General features: G+C 70.0%; 17 protein-coding genes. 16 read left to right on the top strand and 1 reads right to left on the bottom strand.

Annotation, left to right across the window (positions count from 1 at the left end; genetic code table 11):
* The first annotated feature begins 26 nt into the window (after window positions 1-26).
* The 4 genes from pabB (at window position 27) to K244_RS0112410 (ending at window position 3,158) form a co-directional block, all read left to right on the top strand.
* On the top strand, window positions 27-1,463 hold the full coding sequence (gene pabB, locus K244_RS0112425) for an aminodeoxychorismate synthase component I (protein ID WP_020186595.1): 1,437 nt from the start codon (window positions 27-29) through the stop codon (window positions 1,461-1,463).
* Entirely contained in the window at window positions 1,460-2,053 is a 594-nt protein-coding gene (locus K244_RS0112420; protein WP_020186594.1) for an aminodeoxychorismate/anthranilate synthase component II, read from the top strand. Before pabB ends, K244_RS0112420 begins: the two co-directional genes overlap by 4 nt.
* The gene (locus K244_RS0112415; protein ID WP_020186593.1) at window positions 2,041-2,868 is read left to right on the top strand and encodes an aminotransferase class IV; all 828 of its coding nucleotides are present in this window, start codon (window positions 2,041-2,043) and stop codon (window positions 2,866-2,868) included. Before K244_RS0112420 ends, K244_RS0112415 begins: the two co-directional genes overlap by 13 nt.
* Before the next feature lie 89 nt (window positions 2,869-2,957).
* Window positions 2,958-3,158, top strand: a complete 201-nt coding sequence (locus tag K244_RS0112410) for a hypothetical protein (protein WP_155931726.1) — start codon at window positions 2,958-2,960, stop codon at window positions 3,156-3,158.
* Between the two features lie 13 nt (window positions 3,159-3,171).
* Here K244_RS0112410 and K244_RS0112405 read toward each other — a convergent pair whose 3' ends face one another.
* Entirely contained in the window at window positions 3,172-3,666 is a 495-nt protein-coding gene (locus tag K244_RS0112405; RefSeq protein ID WP_245259814.1) for an invasion associated locus B family protein, read from the bottom strand.
* Window positions 3,667-4,016: 350 nt separating this feature from the next.
* Here K244_RS0112405 and coxB point away from each other — a divergent pair, with 350 nt between their 5' ends.
* The 12 genes from coxB (at window position 4,017) to K244_RS0112345 (ending at window position 17,060) form a co-directional block, all read left to right on the top strand.
* Window positions 4,017-4,877 carry a cytochrome c oxidase subunit II gene (gene coxB / locus K244_RS0112400; protein WP_020186590.1) on the top strand — a complete coding sequence of 287 codons (861 nt, stop codon included), beginning with the start codon at window positions 4,017-4,019 and terminating at the stop codon, window positions 4,875-4,877.
* A gap of 40 nt (window positions 4,878-4,917) precedes the next feature.
* The gene (gene ctaD / locus K244_RS0112395; RefSeq protein WP_020186589.1) at window positions 4,918-6,528 is read left to right on the top strand and encodes a cytochrome c oxidase subunit I; all 1,611 of its coding nucleotides are present in this window, start codon (window positions 4,918-4,920) and stop codon (window positions 6,526-6,528) included.
* Window positions 6,529-6,613: 85 nt separating this feature from the next.
* A complete protein-coding gene (locus K244_RS0112390) occupies window positions 6,614-7,579 on the top strand; it encodes a heme o synthase (protein WP_020186588.1) in 966 nt (321 codons plus the stop codon).
* Entirely contained in the window at window positions 7,579-7,737 is a 159-nt protein-coding gene (locus tag K244_RS23945) for a hypothetical protein (protein ID WP_020186587.1), read from the top strand. Before K244_RS0112390 ends, K244_RS23945 begins: the two co-directional genes overlap by 1 nt.
* Window positions 7,738-7,753: 16 nt before the next feature.
* On the top strand, window positions 7,754-8,353 hold the full coding sequence (locus tag K244_RS0112380) for a cytochrome c oxidase assembly protein (protein ID WP_020186586.1): 600 nt from the start codon (window positions 7,754-7,756) through the stop codon (window positions 8,351-8,353).
* Between the two features lie 63 nt (window positions 8,354-8,416).
* Window positions 8,417-9,253, top strand: coding sequence for a cytochrome c oxidase subunit 3 (locus tag K244_RS0112375; RefSeq protein ID WP_020186585.1), 837 nt, complete (start codon window positions 8,417-8,419; stop codon window positions 9,251-9,253).
* Between the two features lie 82 nt (window positions 9,254-9,335).
* The gene (locus K244_RS0112370) at window positions 9,336-9,716 is read left to right on the top strand and encodes a DUF983 domain-containing protein (RefSeq protein ID WP_024816478.1); all 381 of its coding nucleotides are present in this window, start codon (window positions 9,336-9,338) and stop codon (window positions 9,714-9,716) included.
* The gene (locus K244_RS0112365) at window positions 9,713-10,456 is read left to right on the top strand and encodes an SURF1 family protein (protein WP_020186583.1); all 744 of its coding nucleotides are present in this window, start codon (window positions 9,713-9,715) and stop codon (window positions 10,454-10,456) included. The genes K244_RS0112370 and K244_RS0112365 overlap by 4 nt, the downstream gene beginning before the upstream one ends.
* 80 nt (window positions 10,457-10,536) lie before the next feature.
* On the top strand, window positions 10,537-11,955 hold the full coding sequence (gene thrC / locus K244_RS0112360) for a threonine synthase (protein ID WP_020186582.1): 1,419 nt from the start codon (window positions 10,537-10,539) through the stop codon (window positions 11,953-11,955).
* 202 nt (window positions 11,956-12,157) lie between these two features.
* Window positions 12,158-13,432, top strand: coding sequence for a pitrilysin family protein (locus K244_RS0112355; RefSeq protein WP_020186581.1), 1,275 nt, complete (start codon window positions 12,158-12,160; stop codon window positions 13,430-13,432).
* Window positions 13,433-13,443: 11 nt separating this feature from the next.
* Window positions 13,444-14,028 (top strand): GNAT family protein, encoded by a 585-nt coding sequence (locus tag K244_RS0112350; protein ID WP_020186580.1) that lies wholly within the window; start codon window positions 13,444-13,446, stop codon window positions 14,026-14,028.
* A gap of 110 nt (window positions 14,029-14,138) precedes the next feature.
* On the top strand, window positions 14,139-17,060 hold the full coding sequence (locus K244_RS0112345; RefSeq protein ID WP_020186579.1) for a sensor domain-containing phosphodiesterase: 2,922 nt from the start codon (window positions 14,139-14,141) through the stop codon (window positions 17,058-17,060).
* Window positions 17,061-17,159 lie beyond the last annotated feature (99 nt).

Below are 17,159 nucleotides of genomic sequence, written 5' to 3'. Positions count from 1 at the left end.
CGGCGGCGCCGGAGTGCGGACGGACGATGCGCATCGCGGAGCTTCAGACGACGGACATGCCTGCGCTGGCGGAACGCCTTGCTGGACTGCCGCATCTCGTCTTCCTCGACAGCGCGATGCCGCACGCGAAGCTCGGCCGCTTCTCCTACCTCGCGGCCGACCCCTACGCCGTTCTGGAGGTCGACGCCGCCGGAGCGCGGATCGGCGGCCAGGTCATCGAGGGCGATCCGCTCGCGGCGCTGGAGCGGGCGCTCGCGGCCGAACGCGCGCCGGCTCATCCCGACCTTCCGCCGTTCCAGGGCGGCGCGGCGGGCTTCATCTCCTACGACTATGGGCGCCGTCTGGAGCGGCTGCCGGCGCCTGAAGTGGACGATCTCGGCGTTCCGGACGCGGTGCTGCCGCTCTACGACTGGGTGATCGCCTGCGATCACGCGAAGGGGAAGGCGTGGCTGGTCTCGACCGGTGCGCCGGAGCGCGACGCACAGGCCCGCGCGGTCCGCGCGGACGCCCGCGCGGACTTGGTGCTGGAGCGGCTCGCGGCCCCCGTCGTCGCGCGCGCCGCCGTCTCCGCCCAACCGATCGCTTTCGCCTCGAACTTCACCCGCGAGGACTACGAGCGCGCGATCGCGCGCACGGTCGACTACGTGCTCTCGGGCGACATCTTTCAGGCGAACGTCGCCCAACGCTTCCTGGCCGATCTCCCGGCGGGCTTCGATCCCTGGGCGTTCTACCGCCGCCTGCGCACCCGCAACGCCGCGCCCTTCGCCGCCTATCTCGCCTTCGGCGACGTGGTGCTCGCCTCAAGCTCGCCGGAGCGCTTCGTCTCGGTCGAGGGCGACCGTGTGGAGGCGCGGCCCATCAAGGGCACAGCCAAGCGCTGGGCGGACCCGCACGCCGACGGCTCGTCCTCCCGCGCTCTGCTCGCCTCAGAGAAGGACCGGGCCGAGAACGTCATGATCGTCGACCTGCTGCGCAACGACCTGTCGCGGGTCTGCCGGCCGGGCACGGTCGAGGTCCCGACGCTGTGCGGGCTCGAGACCTACGCCTCCGTCCATCACCTGGTCTCCGTCGTGACCGGGCGGCTGCGTGAAGGGCTGGGCGTGACCGACCTGCTCAGGGCGAGCTTTCCCGGTGGCTCAATCACCGGCGCGCCCAAGCTGCGCGCCATGGAGATCATCGCCGAACTGGAGCGCCACGCCCGCGGCGTCTATTGCGGCTCGATCGGCTGGATCTCATTCGCCGGCGACGCCGACTTCAACATCGCGATCCGCACGGCGACCCTCGCCCGCGGAAAGGCCCTGTTCCAGGCCGGCGGCGGCATCACCGCGCTGTCGGACCCGCGCGCCGAATACGACGAGACGCTGACCAAGGCCCGCGCGGTGTTCGACGCCTTCGGCGGGGGGCTCGCCGCGACGAAGGACGGCGGCGAGCCGCCGCGCGCGGCCGCCGGAGGGCTCCGATGATCCTCGTCGTGGACAACTACGACTCCTTCGTCTTCAACGTCGCCCGCTACGTCGAGGAGCTCGGTCGCGACGTGAAGGTCGTGCGCAACGACGCGATCGGCGTCGAGGAAATCGCGGCGATGACGCCGGAGGCGGTGATCGTCTCTCCCGGTCCCTGCACCCCGACCGAAGCCGGCGTGTCGCTTCCGCTGATCCGGGCGCTGTCGGGCGCGGTGCCGATCCTCGGCATCTGCCTCGGCCACCAGGCGATCGGCGAGGTCTTCGGCGGCCGCGTCGTGCGCGCCCAGCGTCCGCTGCACGGCCGCGCCTCCCGCGTCGCGCATGACGGCGACGGGCTGTTCGCCGGGCTTCCCGACCCGCTGACCGTCGGCCGCTATCACTCCCTGATCGTCGAGTTCGACGAGGGCTACGCCGGGCCGTTGCGCGTGACGGCGACCTCCGAGGAGGGCGAGGTCATGGCGGTGGCGCACGCGGAGCATCCGACGGTCGGCGTGCAGTTCCATCCGGAGTCGATCCTCACCGACCGCGGGCACGCGTTGCTCCGAAACTTCCTGGCCATGGCGGAGGCGCGCGCGCCGTGCCTCGCCTGAACGGCGCCGCGGTGGCTGGGGTCGCGCCGTTCGACCTAGCCGACCGCGGCCTGACGCTCGGCGACGGGCTGTTCGAAACCATCGCGGTGTTCGGCGGCCGTCCCGCCGCGCTCGAGGCCCATCTCGACCGCATGGTCCAATCCGCGGCCGAAATCCGGTTGCCGGTCGACCGCGCCATGCTCGAAGCGGAAGTGGCGGCTCTGGCGGGGGAGGGCGGCGACGCAGTCGTTCGCCTCACGGTCACCCGCGGCGCGGGCGCGCGCGGGCTCGCGATCCCCGATGCCTGCGCGCCGACCGTGATCGCCGCGCGGACGCCGTTCCCTTGGGCGACCCTCGGCGCGCCGATCCGGCTCGCCACGGTTTCGGTCCAGCGCAACCCGACGTCCTTCGCGTCGCGCGCCAAGACGCTGTCCTATCTCGACAGCGTGCTGGCCTATGACGAGGCGCGGAGCGCGGGCGCGGACGACGCGCTGATGCTCAACGTCCACGGCCGCGCCGCATCGACGTCGATGGCGAACCTCTTCGCGCTGTTCGGACGGACGCTTGCAACCCCGCCGGTCTCCGAAGGCGTGCTGCCGGGGATCATGCGGCGGCTCGTGCTGAAGCTTGCCCCCGCGTTGGGCCTCACGCCGCTGGAGCGGCCGCTGACGCGCGATGACTTGAGCGAGGCCCACGCCGTCTTCGCCACCAACAGCGTCCGGCTCGTAATGCCGGTGACCGCGCTGGACGGCGCCGCGCTCGCAGGCCAGACGCGTTTCGTGACGGCCGTCGCCGACGCCGTGCGAGAGGCCTGCGGCGCCTCACGAAACGGTTAACGGCCGGCGTCCAGAAATTATCGATCGTTCACTACGTGTGGCCGCTCGAGCTTGCGGCCGGCGTCGGCGACGGTATCTCCGCGGTCGCCATGGCTGACCCCGCTCGCACCTTCAAGCGCCTTCGCCCGCCGCCGTCGCCGCCGGCGCACCCAAGCCGGCCGGCCTTCGGCCGCCGCGTCTCGGTCCCCGAGCCGACGCCTGCGCCACGACGCACGTCGCGCGCCGCGCAGGCGTTCTGCGCGGTCATGATCGTCTACGGGATTGTGATGATCGTCCTGGAGCGACTTTAGATCGCGCAGTCCCTCAGGGCAGGGCGTCGTAGCCCGGCCCGAAGCCCTTCAGCGACACCGGAATGCCGATGCCCTTTTCGGGGGTCTGGAAAATGATGAAGGTCGCGCTCTGACCGTTGCGAAACTGGCCGACGAGCGTGTCCTCGAGCACGACCTCGGCCACGCAGCCGTTCTGCAGGCAGCGGACGAAGCCGGCGCGTCCCACCTCGTTCTGGTCGATCCGCAGCCCCAGTCCCGACGGCAGCAGCACGCCGAGCGGCGCCAGCACGCGCAGGAGGCGGCTCTTCTTGTCGGCGGTCTTCAGGACGATGACCGTGAGGCCGACGTTCGGCATGTCGTCGGCGGTGACGCTCTGGATCAGCGCGCACTGCTCGCCCTGCGCGCCCGCCGGCGTGTCGCAGCGCATTTGCCAATCGCCGTGGGTGGCCTTCACCGCGCCCTGGGCGACGGCGGCGATTGGCGCGAGTCCGATCAGAGCGGCTGCGGCGGCGAGCGCCAGCGAACGGATGCGAGGCACGTGGGGCGGTCTCCGGATACGGACCGCTCGGGCGTAGCAGAGCGGGGCGGCGTGTCAAGCTGACGCCCGCCCGCCCAAGGCCGTCTCGGGACTGTGGTTTTTCGCGCCCTTATGCCGCATGGAAGTCACTGAGGCGCCACATTGAGCTTGCGCAACCTTTATGATTTCAAGAAAGCAGGTTAGACCCCCTACAGCCTGCCGCACGCACGGATTCGTCCGCGCGGGCCGGCCGCTTGGGCCTGACCGGCTCCGACCATTGGCGGGCTCGCTCCGTCTGGCAGGGGCATGACAAGACAACAAAAAGGGCGAAACCGGCCCTTGGGAAGCGACGAGAGGCTGGCATGTTTCCAACCGGACGTCTGACGACGCTCACGATCGCCGCCGCCGCGGCCTCGATCCTTGGCGCCGCCCCGGCGCTGGCCGCCGCCGGCCAGCCCAGCCCGTGGGAGGTCGGCTTCCAGGACGCCGTCACGCCGATCTTCGAGCAGATCCACGATTTCCATAACTTTATCCTGGCGATCATCACGGTCATCACGCTGTTCGTTCTGGCGCTGCTGATCTACGTGGTCGTGCGCTTTCGCGAGGATAAGAACCCGGTTCCATCCAAGACCACGCATCACACGATGCTCGAGGTGGTCTGGACGATCGCGCCGGTGCTGATCCTGGTCGCGATCGCCGTGCCGTCCTTCCGCCTCCTCTACGCCCAGTACACCCCGCCCCCGGGCGATCTGAACATCAAGATCGTCGGCCGCCAGTGGAACTGGGACATCGTCTATCCCGACGCCGACGAGTTGACGCTGACCGCCGTGATGGCGCAGGACAGCGACCTCAAGCCCGGCCAGCCCCGGCTGCTCACCGTCGACAACGAGGCCGTGGTTCCGGTCGGCAAGGTGGTCCGCGTGCAGGTGACCTCCGAGGACGTGATCCACTCTTTCGCCATGCCGTCCTTCGGCGTGAAGGTCGACGCCGTTCCAGGCCGCAACAATGAGACCTGGTTCCGGGCCGACAAGGAAGGCGTCTACCACGGCCAGTGCTCCGAGCTTTGCGGCCAGGACCACGCCTTCATGCCGATCGTGATCCGGGTGGTGAACGAGGAGCTGTACGGCCGCTGGCTCGAAGCCGCGAAGTCGGACACCGAAGAAGCCAAGAAGCTGCTCGAGGCGTCGATCGGGCAGGGCGGCGCGACCGTCGCGCAGCGCTGATCGACCGCCCGAAAAAGACTTGAGTCAGGGAGACGAGGCTATGGCCACTGCGGCTCACGCCCACGGGACGACGCACCCGGGGCACGACCATCCGACGGGATGGCGGCGCTACGTGTATTCGACGAACCACAAAGACATCGGCACGATGTACCTGATCTTCGCGATCTGCGCGGGGATCTTGGGCGGCGCGCTCTCGATCGGCATCCGCCTCGAGCTGCAGCAGCCGGGCATGCAGTTCTTCACGAACCCGAACACGTTCAACGCCTTCACCACGGCGCACGGCCTCATCATGATCTTCTTCATGGTGATGCCCGCGATGATCGGCGGCTTCGGCAACTGGTTCGTGCCCCTCATGATCGGCGCGCCCGACATGGCGTTCCCGCGCATGAACAACATCTCCTTCTGGCTGCTGATCCCCGCGGTCGGCCTGCTCATCACCTCGCTCTTCGTCGAGGGCGCGCCCGGCTCGCACGGCGTCTCGGGCGGCTGGACGATCTACCCGCCCTATTCCACGAGCGGCCAGCCCGGCCCGGCCATGGACTTCGCTATCCTCGGCCTTCACATCGCCGGCGCGTCGTCGATCCTGGGCGCGATCAACTTCATCACGACGATCTTCAACATGCGCGCCCCGGGCATGACGCTGCACAAGATGCCGCTGTTCGCCTGGGCGGTGCTCGTGACCGCATTCCTGCTGCTGCTCTCGCTCCCGGTTCTCGCCGGCGCGATCACCATGCTGCTCACCGACCGCAACTTCGGCACGACCTTCTTCTCGCCGGCCGGCGGCGGCGACCCGATCCTCTACCAGCACCTGTTCTGGTTCTTCGGGCACCCGGAAGTGTACATCCTGATTCTGCCGGGCTTCGGCATCATCAGCCACATCATCTCGACCTTCTCGCGCAAGCCCGTGTTCGGCTACCTCGGCATGGCCTACGCCATGGTCGCGATCGGCGTGGTCGGCTTCGTCGTGTGGGCGCACCACATGTACACCACCGGCATTTCCGTGAACACGCAGGCCTACTTCGTGTTCGCCACGATGGTCATCGCGGTCCCCACGGGCGTGAAGATATTCTCGTGGATCGCGACGATGTGGGGCGGTTCGATCAGCCTCCGCGCCCCGATGTACTGGGCGATCGGCTTCATCTTCCTGTTCACGCTCGGCGGCGTCACCGGCGTGGTGCTGTCCAACGCCGGCATCGACCGCTCGCTGCACGACACCTACTACGTGGTGGCGCACTTCCACTACGTGCTGTCGCTCGGCGCCGTGTTCGCCATCTTCGCGGGCTGGTACTACTGGTTCCCGAAGATGTTCGGCTATATGTACAACGAGACGATCGCGAAGACGCACTTCTGGGTCACGTTCATCGGCGTGAACCTCGTGTTCTTCCCGCAGCACTTCCTTGGCCTGTCGGGCATGCCGCGCCGCTACGTCGACTATCCCGACGCGTTCGCGGGCTGGAACTTCGTGTCCTCGGTCGGCTCGTACATCTCGGCGGTCGGCGTGTTCATCTTCCTCTACGGCGTGTTCGAGGCCTTCTCGAAGAAGCGCGTGGCGGGCGATAACCCCTGGGGTCCGGGCGCCACGACGCTTGAGTGGACGCTGCCTTCGCCCCCGCCGTTCCACCAGTTCGAGACGCTGCCCCGCGTGAAGTGACCTTCCGAGCGGCCGGGCGGGCTTCGCCCCTCCGGCCGCTCTCGCCCCGACCGGGCTCAACCTCAAGTCAGGCGCGTACCCCGTCATGTCCCTCGCTCACGACGATCATCTCGACGCCCCGACGCTGACGGGCCCCGGCCCGAGCCTCGCGGGCGTGGAGGACTTCGTCGCGCTCCTGAAGCCGCGGGTGATGTCGCTCGTGATCTTCACGGCGCTCGTTGGTCTCGTCGCCGCTCCCGGCGGCCTCCACCCTGTGCTCGGCGCGATCGCGCTGCTCTGCGTCGCCGTCGGCGCGGGGGCTTCGGGCGCGCTGAACATGTGGTGGGACGCCGACATCGACGCGGTCATGACCCGCACCCAGAACCGCCCGATCCCGGCGGGCCGGGTCGCGCCGGGCGAGGCGCTCGGCTTCGGCCTGCTGCTCTCCGGCGTTTCGGTGATGCTGCTCGGCCTCGCCACCAACTGGCTGGCGGGCGGGCTGCTCGCCTTCACCATCTTCTTCTACGTCGTCGTCTACACGATGTGGCTGAAGCGCTGGACGCCTCAGAACATCGTCATCGGCGGACTCGCCGGCGCGCTGCCGCCCATGATCGGCTGGGCGGCGGCGACGGGGACCGTCGGGCTCGAGAGCGCGACGCTCGTCGCCATCATCTTCATGTGGACGCCGCCGCACTTCTGGGCGCTCGCCCTGATCAAGTCCGAGGACTACGCGCGGGCCGGCGTGCCGATGCTTCCCGTGGTCGCCGGCGAGGACGAGACCCGCAAGCAGATCCTGCTCTACTCGATCGCGCTGGCGCCGCTCGGCGTGCTGCCGGCCGCGATCGGGCTCGGCGGCTGGGCCTATCTGGCGCTGTCGAGCGCCGCCGGCTTCGCCTTCGTCGGCTTCGCCTGGCGGGTCTACCGGCTGCGTGAGGGCGTCCCGGCGCGCCGCGCCGCGGGCAAGCTGTTCGCCTATTCGCTGTTCTACCTGACGGCGCTGTTCGCCACGATCCTGATCGAAAAGAGCCTCGGGGTCGCGGCGCTGACCGCGCCGTTCGATGGCTGGATGTGATGGCCGAGGAGGATGGCGTCCGCCTGACCGCGGAGCAGCAGCGTCAGCGGCGGCGGCGGAACGTCGCCATCGCCTGGGCGCTGGGCGCGCTGGTGGTGCTGTTCTGGCTGGTGACAATCTTCAAACTGGGCGGAAACGTCCTCAACCGGCCCCTGTGAGCGTGGAGACCGAGCGGTGACCGAACAGGCGCCGAAGACCCAGACCGATCTCGACCGCCGCCACCGCAACGTGGCCGCGGCCTGCGGCGTGTTCGTCGCGGTAATGGTCGGCGCGGCCTTCGCCGCGGTGCCGCTCTACGACATGTTCTGCCGCGCGACCGGCTTCGACGGCACCACGCAGGTCGCGAAGAGCGCGCCCGAGGCGGCGCTGGACCGCACGATGATCGTCCGGTTCGACGGCAACGTCGCCCCGGGGCTCGACTGGGACTTCCGGCCGGAGATCACGACGACCACGGTGAAGGTCGGCGAGACGAAGCTGGTGAACTTCAAGGTCCGGAACCGCTCGGACCGCGAACTGTCGGGAACCGCGACCTACAACGTTACGCCCGAGACGACCGGGGCCTACTTCGCCAAGCTGCAGTGCTTCTGCTTCACCGAGCAGACGCTGAAGCCGGGCGACGAGATCGACATGCCGGTGGCATTCTTCGTCGATCCGACGATCGCGGACGAGCGCGAGCTCGACCGCGTGAAGCAGATCACGCTGTCCTACACGTTCTTCCCGGCGAAAGGCCCGAAGCCGCTCGCCGCCGTGAAGGACGACCGACCGAAACTCTAGACGCTCACCGGGACGCGACGCTTCGAACGCCGCGGTCCGAAGGACAATAACGGGGAGACGACCATGGCCGACGCCCACGCCAAGCATCACGACTACCACCTTGTGGACCCGAGCCCGTGGCCGTTCCTCGCCTCGATGGCGGCTTTCGTCATGGCTGTCGGCGCGGTGCTCTGGATGCACGGCCACACGCCGTGGATCGCCGTCGCCGGCTTCGCGGGCGTGCTCTACACCGCGATCGCCTGGTGGCGCGACGTGATCAAGGAGGCCCACGCCGGCTTTCACACCCGCGTCGTGCAGATCCACATGCGCTACGGCATGATCCTGTTCATCGCCTCCGAGGTGATGTTCTTCGTCGCGTGGTTCTGGGCCTACTTCGACGTGGCCCTGTTCCCGAACGAGGCGCACCAGTTCCAGCGGCTCGAGGCGACCGGCGGCGTGTGGCCCCCCACGGGCATCCAGACCTTCGACCCCTGGCACCTGCCGCTGGTCAACACGCTGATCCTGCTGACGTCGGGCACCACGGTGACCTGGGCGCATCACGCGCTGCTGCACGGCGACCGCCGCAGCCTCAAGATCGCCCTGTGGCTGACGATCGGCCTCGGCGCGCTGTTCTCGGTGTTCCAGGCGATCGAATATTCCGAGGCCGCGTTCAAGTTCTCCGAGAACATCTATGGCGCGACCTTCTTCATGGCGACCGGCTTCCACGGCTTCCACGTGATCGTCGGCACCATCTTCCTCGCGGTCTGCCTCGCCCGCGTCTACGCCGGCCACTTCACCCCGAAGCAGCACTTCGGCTTCGAGGCGGCGGCCTGGTACTGGCACTTCGTCGACGTGGTGTGGCTGTTCCTGTTCATGGCCATCTATGTCTGGGGCGCCGGCGCTCACGGCGCCGCCCATTGACGACGGCGCCCTCGCGGCGCCAGAGCTTCCGAAGGGCCGCCGGCGTCGCGCCGGCGGCCCTTCGCCGTTCCAAGGACCCGCGATGACCCCGCCGACCGTGTCCCAGCCCCCCGTCAACGCCGCCGCCGCGGGACTGCTGGGGCGTTGCCCCGCCTGCGGAAGAGGCAAGCTGTTCAAGGGCTTCATCGATCTGCCGCCGGCCTGCGCGGCGTGCGGCCTCGACTACGGCTTCGCGGACGCGGGCGACGGGCCGGCGGTGTTCGTCACGCTGATCGCGGGCTTCCTCGTACTCGGCTTCGTGCTGTGGTTCGAGTTCACCTTCGATCCGCCGTTCTGGGTTCATCTCCTGGTGTCGCTGCCGCTGACGCTGATCGTCTGCCTGGGAATGTTGCGTCTGTTCAAGGGGTTGCTGATCGCCCTCCAGCACCGCAACGCCGCCTCCGAGGCGAAGCTCGACCGATGACCGGGGCGCGCAGGCTTCTCGGCGCGGGGCTCGCGACGCTGGTCGCGCTCGGGCTTCTGGTCGCCCTCGGCGTCTGGCAGCTCGAACGGCTCGCCTGGAAGAACGACCTTGTCGCCCGCATCTCCGCGCGGACCGAGGCGTCGCCCGTCGCGGCGCCCCCGGAAGCGGACTGGCCGAGGCTCGACTTTGACGCCTGGGGTTACCGTCGGGTTAACCTGACCGGAACGTTCGCGCACCAAAACGAGGTCCGGGTCTACGTCACGCTCAGCGACGCCCGCGGGCCTCTGTCCGGTCCCGGCTATTTCGTCCTGACCCCGCTTGTTCGGCCGGATGGCTCCGCCGTGATCGTCAACCGCGGCTTCGTGCCCGAGCCGCTGGGCGATCCGGCGCGGCGGCCGGAGACGCAGGTCGCAGGACCGGTCACAGTGACGGGCCTCCTGCGGGGACCGGAGGACCGCAACCTCTTCACCCCTGCCGACAACCCCGCGAAGCGCCTGTTCTTCGCGCGCGATCCGAAAGCGATCGCGGCGGGCCTCGGGCTGACGCGCGTGGCGCCGTTCACGGTCGACGCCGACGCCGCGTCCAATCCCGGCGGCCTGCCGCAGGGCGGCGAGACGCGGCTGACCTTCCCCAACCGTCATCTCGAATACGCGCTCACCTGGTTCGGCCTCGCGGCCGCGCTCGCCGGGGTGTTCGCGGTCTACGCCGTCCGGGTCGTGCGCGAGGATCGGGGCTCCTGAGCTCCACCGCGCTTGCGGGTCCGGGTCCGGACGCCTAGTTTGGCGGCCTCATTTCCCTGTTTCGACGGAGCATCTTCGGCATGGCTGTCGCCTATGTCTCGACCCGCGGCGACGCGCCCAGGCTCGGTTTCACCGACGCGATGCTGGCGGGCCTCGCGCGCGACGGCGGCCTCTATGTGCCGGAGACCTGGCCCACCCTCTCCCGCGTCGAGATCGCCGCGCTTGCGGGCCGCCCCTACGCCGAGATCGCCGAGGCCGTGATCGCCCCCTTCGTCGGCGACGCGATCCCGGCGCCCACGCTCCGGGCGATGATCCAGGAGGCCTACGGCTCGTTCCGCCACCCGGCGACCACGCCGCTGGTGCAGACCGGGCCGAACCGCTTCGTGCTGGAGCTGTTCCATGGGCCGACACTCGCCTTCAAGGACGTCGCCATGCAGCTGCTCGCGCGGCTGATGGACTACGCCTTGGCCGAACGCGGCCAGCGCGCGACCATTGTCGGCGCCACCTCCGGCGACACCGGCGGCGCCGCGATCGAGGCCTTCCGCGGCCGCTCGCGGCTCGACGTCTTCATCCTGATGCCGGACGGCAAGGTGAGCGAAGTCCAGCGCCGGCAGATGACGACCGTGCCGGACGTCAACGTCCACGCCATCGCGATCGACGGATCGTTCGACGACGCGCAGGCGCACGTGAAGGCCATGTTCAATCATCACGCCTTCCGCGACCGGCTGGCGCTCGCCGGCGTCAACTCGATCAACTGGGCGCGGGTGCTGGCGCAGGCGGTCTATTATTTCGCGGCCGCGCTCGCGCTCGGCGCGCCGCACCGCAAGGTCGATTTCGTGGTGCCGACCGGCAACTTCGGCGACGTCTTCGCGGGCTATGTTGCGAAGCGCATGGGGCTGCCTATCGGCCGGCTCGTCATCGCCACCAACGTCAACGACATCCTCGCCCGCACGCTCGAGACCGGGCGCTACGAGGTCACCGGCGTCACCGCGACCACCTCGCCCTCCATGGACATCCAGGTGTCGTCGAACTTCGAGCGGCTTCTGTTCGACGCCCTTGGCCGCGACCCCTCCAAGGTGCGCGCCGCGATGGCGTCTCTCGGCCAGTCCGGCGCCTTCACGCTGGAGCCGGACGCGCTCGCAGCCATCCGCGCCGAGTTCGACGCCGCCCGCGCCGACGAGGCGACGGTCGGGCGCACCATCGGCCGCGTGCTGAAGGACGCGGGCTACCTGCTCGACACCCACACCGCGGTCGCCTACGCCGTCGCCGACCACGCCGCGCTCGATCCCGCGACGCCGACAGTGGTGCTCTCGACCGCCCATCCCGCCAAGTTCCCGGACGCGGTGCAGGCGGCGTCCGGCGTGCGGCCCGCGCTGCCGCCGCATCTCGCCGACCTGCTGACGCGGCCCGAGCGCCTCAAGCGCCTGCCGAACGACGTCGCGGCGATCGAGGCCTACGTGTCGGACCATGCCCGGGTGCTGCGGGACGCCGCCGCGTGAGCGCGCGCATGGAGACGACCGCGACAGCCCTTCTCCCCTCCCCCTTGCGGGGAGGGGCCGGGGGTGGGGGTCGCGCAGGTTATGGCTCCTGGCCTGAGGCGGCGAAGGGGGGGCGCTTCGTTCTGAACCACCCCCCCCCCCAGCCCCTCCCCGCTGGGGGGAGGGGGGCGCCTCCCACTTGTTCCAACGAAGAATCCGCCCAATGAGCGCGCGCGTCACCACGCTCCCCTCCGGCCTCGCGGTCGTGACCGACGCCATGCCGGAGCTCGGCACGGCGGCCGTCGGCGTCTCCTTCGGGGCCGGGGCCCGGTCGGAGCGCGAGGAGGAGCACGGGCTCGCCCATCTGCTGGAGCACATGGCGTTCAAAGGCACCGCGCGGCGCTCCGCGCTCGCCATCGCCGAGGAGATCGAGCAGGTCGGCGGCGATCTCAACGCCGCGACCGGCGTCGAACAGACCGCCTATTCCGCCCGCGTGTTGGCCGCCGACGTGGAGCTCGCGCTCGACATGCTGGCCGACATCGTCACCGAGCCGGCCTTCGATCCGGACGAGCTGAAGCGCGAGCAGAACGTGATCGTGCAGGAGATCGGCTCGGTCGAGGACACGCCCGACGACCTCGTGTTCGACATGCTGCAGGAGGCGGCGTTCCCCGGCCAGCCGCTCGGCCGTTCGATCCTCGGCACGGAGCAGACCGTGCGCGGGCTGGACCGGCGCGCGCTCGCGGGCTTCCTCGGCCGCAACTACACCTCCGGCGGCGCGGTCGTCGTCGCGGCCGGGGCGGTCGAGCACGACGCCTTCGTGGACGCCGCGGCGCGCCTGTTCGACCGGCTGCCCGCCGGCAAGGCCGACACGCCGAAGGCCGCGGCCTACCGCGGCGGCGACAAGCGGGCGAAGCGCGACCTCGAGCAGCTCCATGTGGCGATCGCCTTCGAGGGCCGCCCCTACGAGGCGCCTGACGCCTACGCGGCCCAGGTGTTCACGAACCTCGTCGGCGGCGGCATGTCCTCCCGCCTGTTCCAGGAGGTGCGCGAGAACCGCGGCCTCGCCTACTCCGTGCACGCGTTCCATTGGGGCTACGCCGACGCCGGCCTGTTCGGCGCCTACGCCGGCCTCGGGCCGGAGGACGCGGCTGAGATTCTGCCTGTCATGCTCGACGTGCTGCACGACGCCGCGGACGCGGCGACCGAGCGCGAGGTGCTGCGCGCCAAGGCGCAGATGAAGGCGGGGCTGCTGATGTCGCTGGAGCAGGCGGCGTCGCGCGCCGACCATCACGCCCGCCACCAGCTCGCCCACGGGCGCCCGCTCGATCTCGGGGAGACGCTCGCCAAGATCGAGGCGGTGACGGTGGAGGACGCGCGGGCCGCGGGCAAGCTCATGCTCGGCTCCGCGTCGACGCTCGCCGCCATCGGCCCGACGCGGGGGCTGATGCGCGAAGATCGCCTGGCCGAACGGCTGGGCGCGCGGCGGTCTGCGGCCTGAGACCGCGGGCGATGGCGTTCTTCCGGACGCTGGCGGCGGCGGAGCTGGTGCCCACGGTGACGGGCGAGGGCGTCACCCTCCGCACGCCCCAGATGGCGGACTATCAGGCCTGGGCGGACCTTCGGGCCGCCAGCCGATCCTTCCTGCGGCCGTGGGAGCCGATCTGGCCCGCCGACGACCTGACGCGGCTCGCCTACCGCCGCCGGCTGAAGCGCTATGTGCGCGAGATCGAGCAGGACCAGGCCTACCCGTTCTTCGTGTTCGACGCCGAAGGGAGGCTCGTCGGCGGCGTGACGCTGAGCCAGGTCCGCCGCGGCGTCGCCCAGACCTGCTCGGTCGGCTACTGGATGGGCGAACGTCACGCGGGCCGGGGCCTGATGACCAAGGCGGTGCGCGCGCTCGCGCCCTTCGTCTTCACCCAGCTGAAGCTGCGGCGGATCGAGGCCGCCTGCCTGCCCTTCAACGCCGCGTCGATCCGCCTGCTGGAAAAGACGGGGTTCCAGAAGGAGGGCTATGCGCGGGAATATCTGTGCATCGACGGCGTCTGGCAGGACCACCTGCTTTACGCGCTTCTGCGAAGCGACGCCGTGGGCTAAGTAGATGCGGGTCGGCGCTCCGCGGAGCGGCCGACGCGATCGGGACCCGCGGTAAAAGCCGGGCCATCACGTCGCCGTCGCTCCGGCGGCTTTCGGGGAGACGCCAAGCGTTGCGTTCGGTCCGCGCCCTCCTTCCGGCGCTGCTTCTCTTCATGTCGCTCTTTTTCGCCGTCGCCCCCGCGGCGGCGCTGCAGCCGTTGTCGGTCGACGGCGACGACGAGGCGATCGATCTGCTCGGCGCGGTCGAGCGGCCGGTCGGCCAGGCGGACCGCCTCCAGGTCGCGACCTTTCCCGGCCCCGACGGAATCGTCCGGCGGATCGAGGTGCGCGCCCAGCGGGAGGGCGGGGACGGCCGGCAGTGGCTCGTCTTCGCGCTCCGCAACGACGGCGACGAGCAGATCGACCGCCTGCTGGTCTCGCCGCACTTCCGGCTGGTGGGTTCGGGGGCCGTGTGGCCGGACCTCGGCGAAGAGCGGCTGGCGAACGTCACGGCGAGCCAGGGACTGCGCCCCGAACGGCAGGCTTCCGACGACGCGGACGTGTTCCAGCTGACGATTGATCCCGGGGCGACGGTCACCTACGTCGTCGAGCTCGCGTCGCCGAAGCTGCTGCAACTGACGCTCTGGGACACCGACGCCTACAAGGACAAGATCAACTCCTTCACGCTCTACCGCGGCATCATGCTCGGCGTCGGCGGCCTTCTGGCCCTGATCCTGACCATCCTGTTCGTGGTGAAGGGCAGCGTGATGTTCCCCGCCGCGGCCGCGCTGGCCTGGGGCGTGATGTTCTATCTCGGCGTCGACTTCGGCTTCTGGCGCAAGATCTTCGACCTCCAGCCGGACGTCGACCGCATCCTGAGGGCCGCGAGCGAAGCGTCGCTGGCGGCCACCCTGCTGGTCTTCCTGTTCGCCTACCTCAATCTGAACCGCTGGCACGTGCGCTACAGCCACATCATGGGCGTGTGGCTGGCCTTCCTGGTTGGGCTCGTCTGGCTTGCGGCCTACCAGGCGCCGATCGCGGCCGGCATCGCCCGGCTCTCGCTGATCGGCGTCGCGGTCATCGGCCTCGGCATCGTCGTCTGGTTCGCGGCCAAGGGCTACGACCGCGCGGTGATGCTCGCGCCGACATGGGTCCTGCTGGTCGCCTGGGTCGGCGCCGCCGCGATCACCGTCGCGGGCGGCCTCGCCAGCGATCTGGCCGCCGCCGCGCTGGTGGGCGGGCTAGTGCTGATCGTCCTGCTGATCGGCTTCACGGTCATGCAGCACGCCTTCTCCGGCGGCTCCGTGGCGACAGGCCCGGCCTCCGACGTCGAACGCCGGGCGCTGGCGATCACCGGCTCCGGCGACGTGGTGTGGGACTGGGACGTGGAGGGCGACCGCGTCCACGCCGGGCACGAGCTCGAGCATGCGCTCGGTCTCAAGCGCGGCGCGCTCGACGCGCCGGCCGCGCGCTGGCTCGACGTCGTGCATCCGAGCGACCGCGACCGGTTCCGCGCGGCGCTCGACGCGCTGGTGGAGGAACGCCGGGGGCGCCTCGCCGAGACCTTCCGCCTGCGCGGCGCGGACGGGCATTTCCTCTGGTACACGCTGCGCGCCCGCCCCGTGGTCGGCGCCGACGGCGAAGTGGTGCGCTGCGTCGGCACGCTGCTCGACGTGACCGACGCCAAGACCACCGAGGAGCGCCTGCTCCAGAACGCGGTGCATGACAACCTCACCGGCCTGCCGAACCGCGAGCTGTTCGTGGACCGGCTCGACGCCGCGCTCGCCTACGCCCAGACCGACCCAGGCCTGCGGCCGACGGTGATGGTGCTCGACATCGACCGCTACAAGAAGGTCAACGAGAGCGTCGGCGTCACCACCGGCGACACCATCCTCATCACCGTGGTCCGGCGGCTCTCGCGGCTCCTGAAGCCCCAGGACACGCTGGCGCGGCTCGGCGGCGACCAGTTCGGCGTGCTGCTGCTGTCCGAGCGCGACGGCGAGAACATCACGGGCTTCGCCGACACCCTGAAGCGGACGCTGCGCGCGCCCATCACCTTCGGCGGCCGCGAGATCTTTCTCACCGCCTCGATCGGGCTCGCGCTCGCCGACGGCCGCTCGGGCGGCGCCGGCGACGAGATGGTCAAAAACGCCGAGGTGGCGATGTACCACGCAAAGCGCTTCGGCGGGGACCACATCGAGGTGTTCAAGCCGACCATGCGGGCGGCGACCACCGACCGCCTGCTGATCGCGGGCGAGCTGAACCGGGCGCTGGAGCGCAACGAGATCAAGGTGCATTACCAGCCGATCGTCCGGCTGGAGGACCGCACCATCGCGGGCTTCGAGGCGCTGCTGCGCTGGGAGCATCCGCGCTACGGCCGCCGCTCGACCGCGGAGTTCATCTCGATCGCCGAGGAGAGCGGCCTGATCGTGGACCTCGGGCTGTTCGCGCTGGACGAGGCCGCGCGCCAGCTCGCGCAGTGGCAGGCGCGGGTGCCGGGCGAACCGCCGCTGTTCATGTCGGTCAACGTGTCGAGCCGGCAGTTCCTGCGGCAGGATCTGGTGCAGGACATCAAGAACGTGCTGGCGCGCGCGCTGCTGCCGCCGGGCTCGCTCAAGATCGAGCTGACCGAGAGTCTGGTCATGGAGAACCCGGAGCACGCGGCCCAGATGCTGCTGCGCCTCCGCGAGCTCGGCGCCGGGCTCTCGCTGGACGACTTCGGCACCGGCCATTCCAGCCTCGCCTACCTCCAGCGCTTCCCCTTCGACGTGCTGAAAATCGACAAGTCCTTCGTTCGTCCTACGGGACGGGGGGAGCGGCCGGTGATCCTCGGCTCGATCGTGCGGCTCGCGCACGATCTCGGCATGGAGGTCGTGGCGGAGGGCGTGGAGACCGACAGCGACGCGGTCGAGCTCTACCACCTTGGGGCCACCTTCGCGCAGGGCTACGCCTTCGGCGAGGCCATGTCGGCCGACGACTGCGACCGCATGCTCGGCCTCGCACCCCAAGGCGTCGCCCGCCGCGTGATGCAGGGCGCGCTCGGGCGGCGGTGAGCCGTTTCTGAAACCGTCATAACGAGGCGCGGGCATCCCTCCCCCGGAAGGGGAGGGTGGACGGGCGAAGCCCGGCCGGGTGGGGTGGTTTCAGTTGGA

Origin of the sequence: Methylopila sp. 73B, from assembly GCF_000526315.1 — a bacterium.
GTDB lineage: Bacteria > Pseudomonadota > Alphaproteobacteria > Rhizobiales > Methylopilaceae > Methylopila.
This window is presented reverse-complemented; position numbering and strand designations above follow the sequence as displayed.

Bases quoted from the DNA above. Each gene is read 5' to 3' on its own strand.
- K244_RS23945 (WP_020186587.1), top strand. From the start codon at position 7,579: ATGGCCGAGGAGGATGGCGTCCGCCTGACCGCGGAGCAGCAGCGTCAG.
- K244_RS0112375 (WP_020186585.1), top strand. From the start codon at position 8,417: ATGGCCGACGCCCACGCCAAGCATCACGACTACCACCTTGTGGACCCG.
- K244_RS0112350 (WP_020186580.1), top strand. From the start codon at position 13,444: ATGGCGTTCTTCCGGACGCTGGCGGCGGCGGAGCTGGTGCCCACGGTG.
- K244_RS0112355 (WP_020186581.1), top strand. From the start codon at position 12,158: ATGAGCGCGCGCGTCACCACGCTCCCCTCCGGCCTCGCGGTCGTGACC.
- coxB (WP_020186590.1), top strand. From the start codon at position 4,017: ATGTTTCCAACCGGACGTCTGACGACGCTCACGATCGCCGCCGCCGCG.
- K244_RS0112365 (WP_020186583.1), top strand. From the start codon at position 9,713: ATGACCGGGGCGCGCAGGCTTCTCGGCGCGGGGCTCGCGACGCTGGTC.
- K244_RS0112390 (WP_020186588.1), top strand. From the start codon at position 6,614: ATGTCCCTCGCTCACGACGATCATCTCGACGCCCCGACGCTGACGGGC.
- ctaD (WP_020186589.1), top strand. From the start codon at position 4,918: ATGGCCACTGCGGCTCACGCCCACGGGACGACGCACCCGGGGCACGAC.
- K244_RS0112420 (WP_020186594.1), top strand. From the start codon at position 1,460: ATGATCCTCGTCGTGGACAACTACGACTCCTTCGTCTTCAACGTCGCC.
- K244_RS0112410 (WP_155931726.1), top strand. From the start codon at position 2,958: ATGGCTGACCCCGCTCGCACCTTCAAGCGCCTTCGCCCGCCGCCGTCG.
- pabB (WP_020186595.1), top strand. From the start codon at position 27: ATGCGCATCGCGGAGCTTCAGACGACGGACATGCCTGCGCTGGCGGAA.
- thrC (WP_020186582.1), top strand. From the start codon at position 10,537: ATGGCTGTCGCCTATGTCTCGACCCGCGGCGACGCGCCCAGGCTCGGT.
- K244_RS0112370 (WP_024816478.1), top strand. From the start codon at position 9,336: ATGACCCCGCCGACCGTGTCCCAGCCCCCCGTCAACGCCGCCGCCGCG.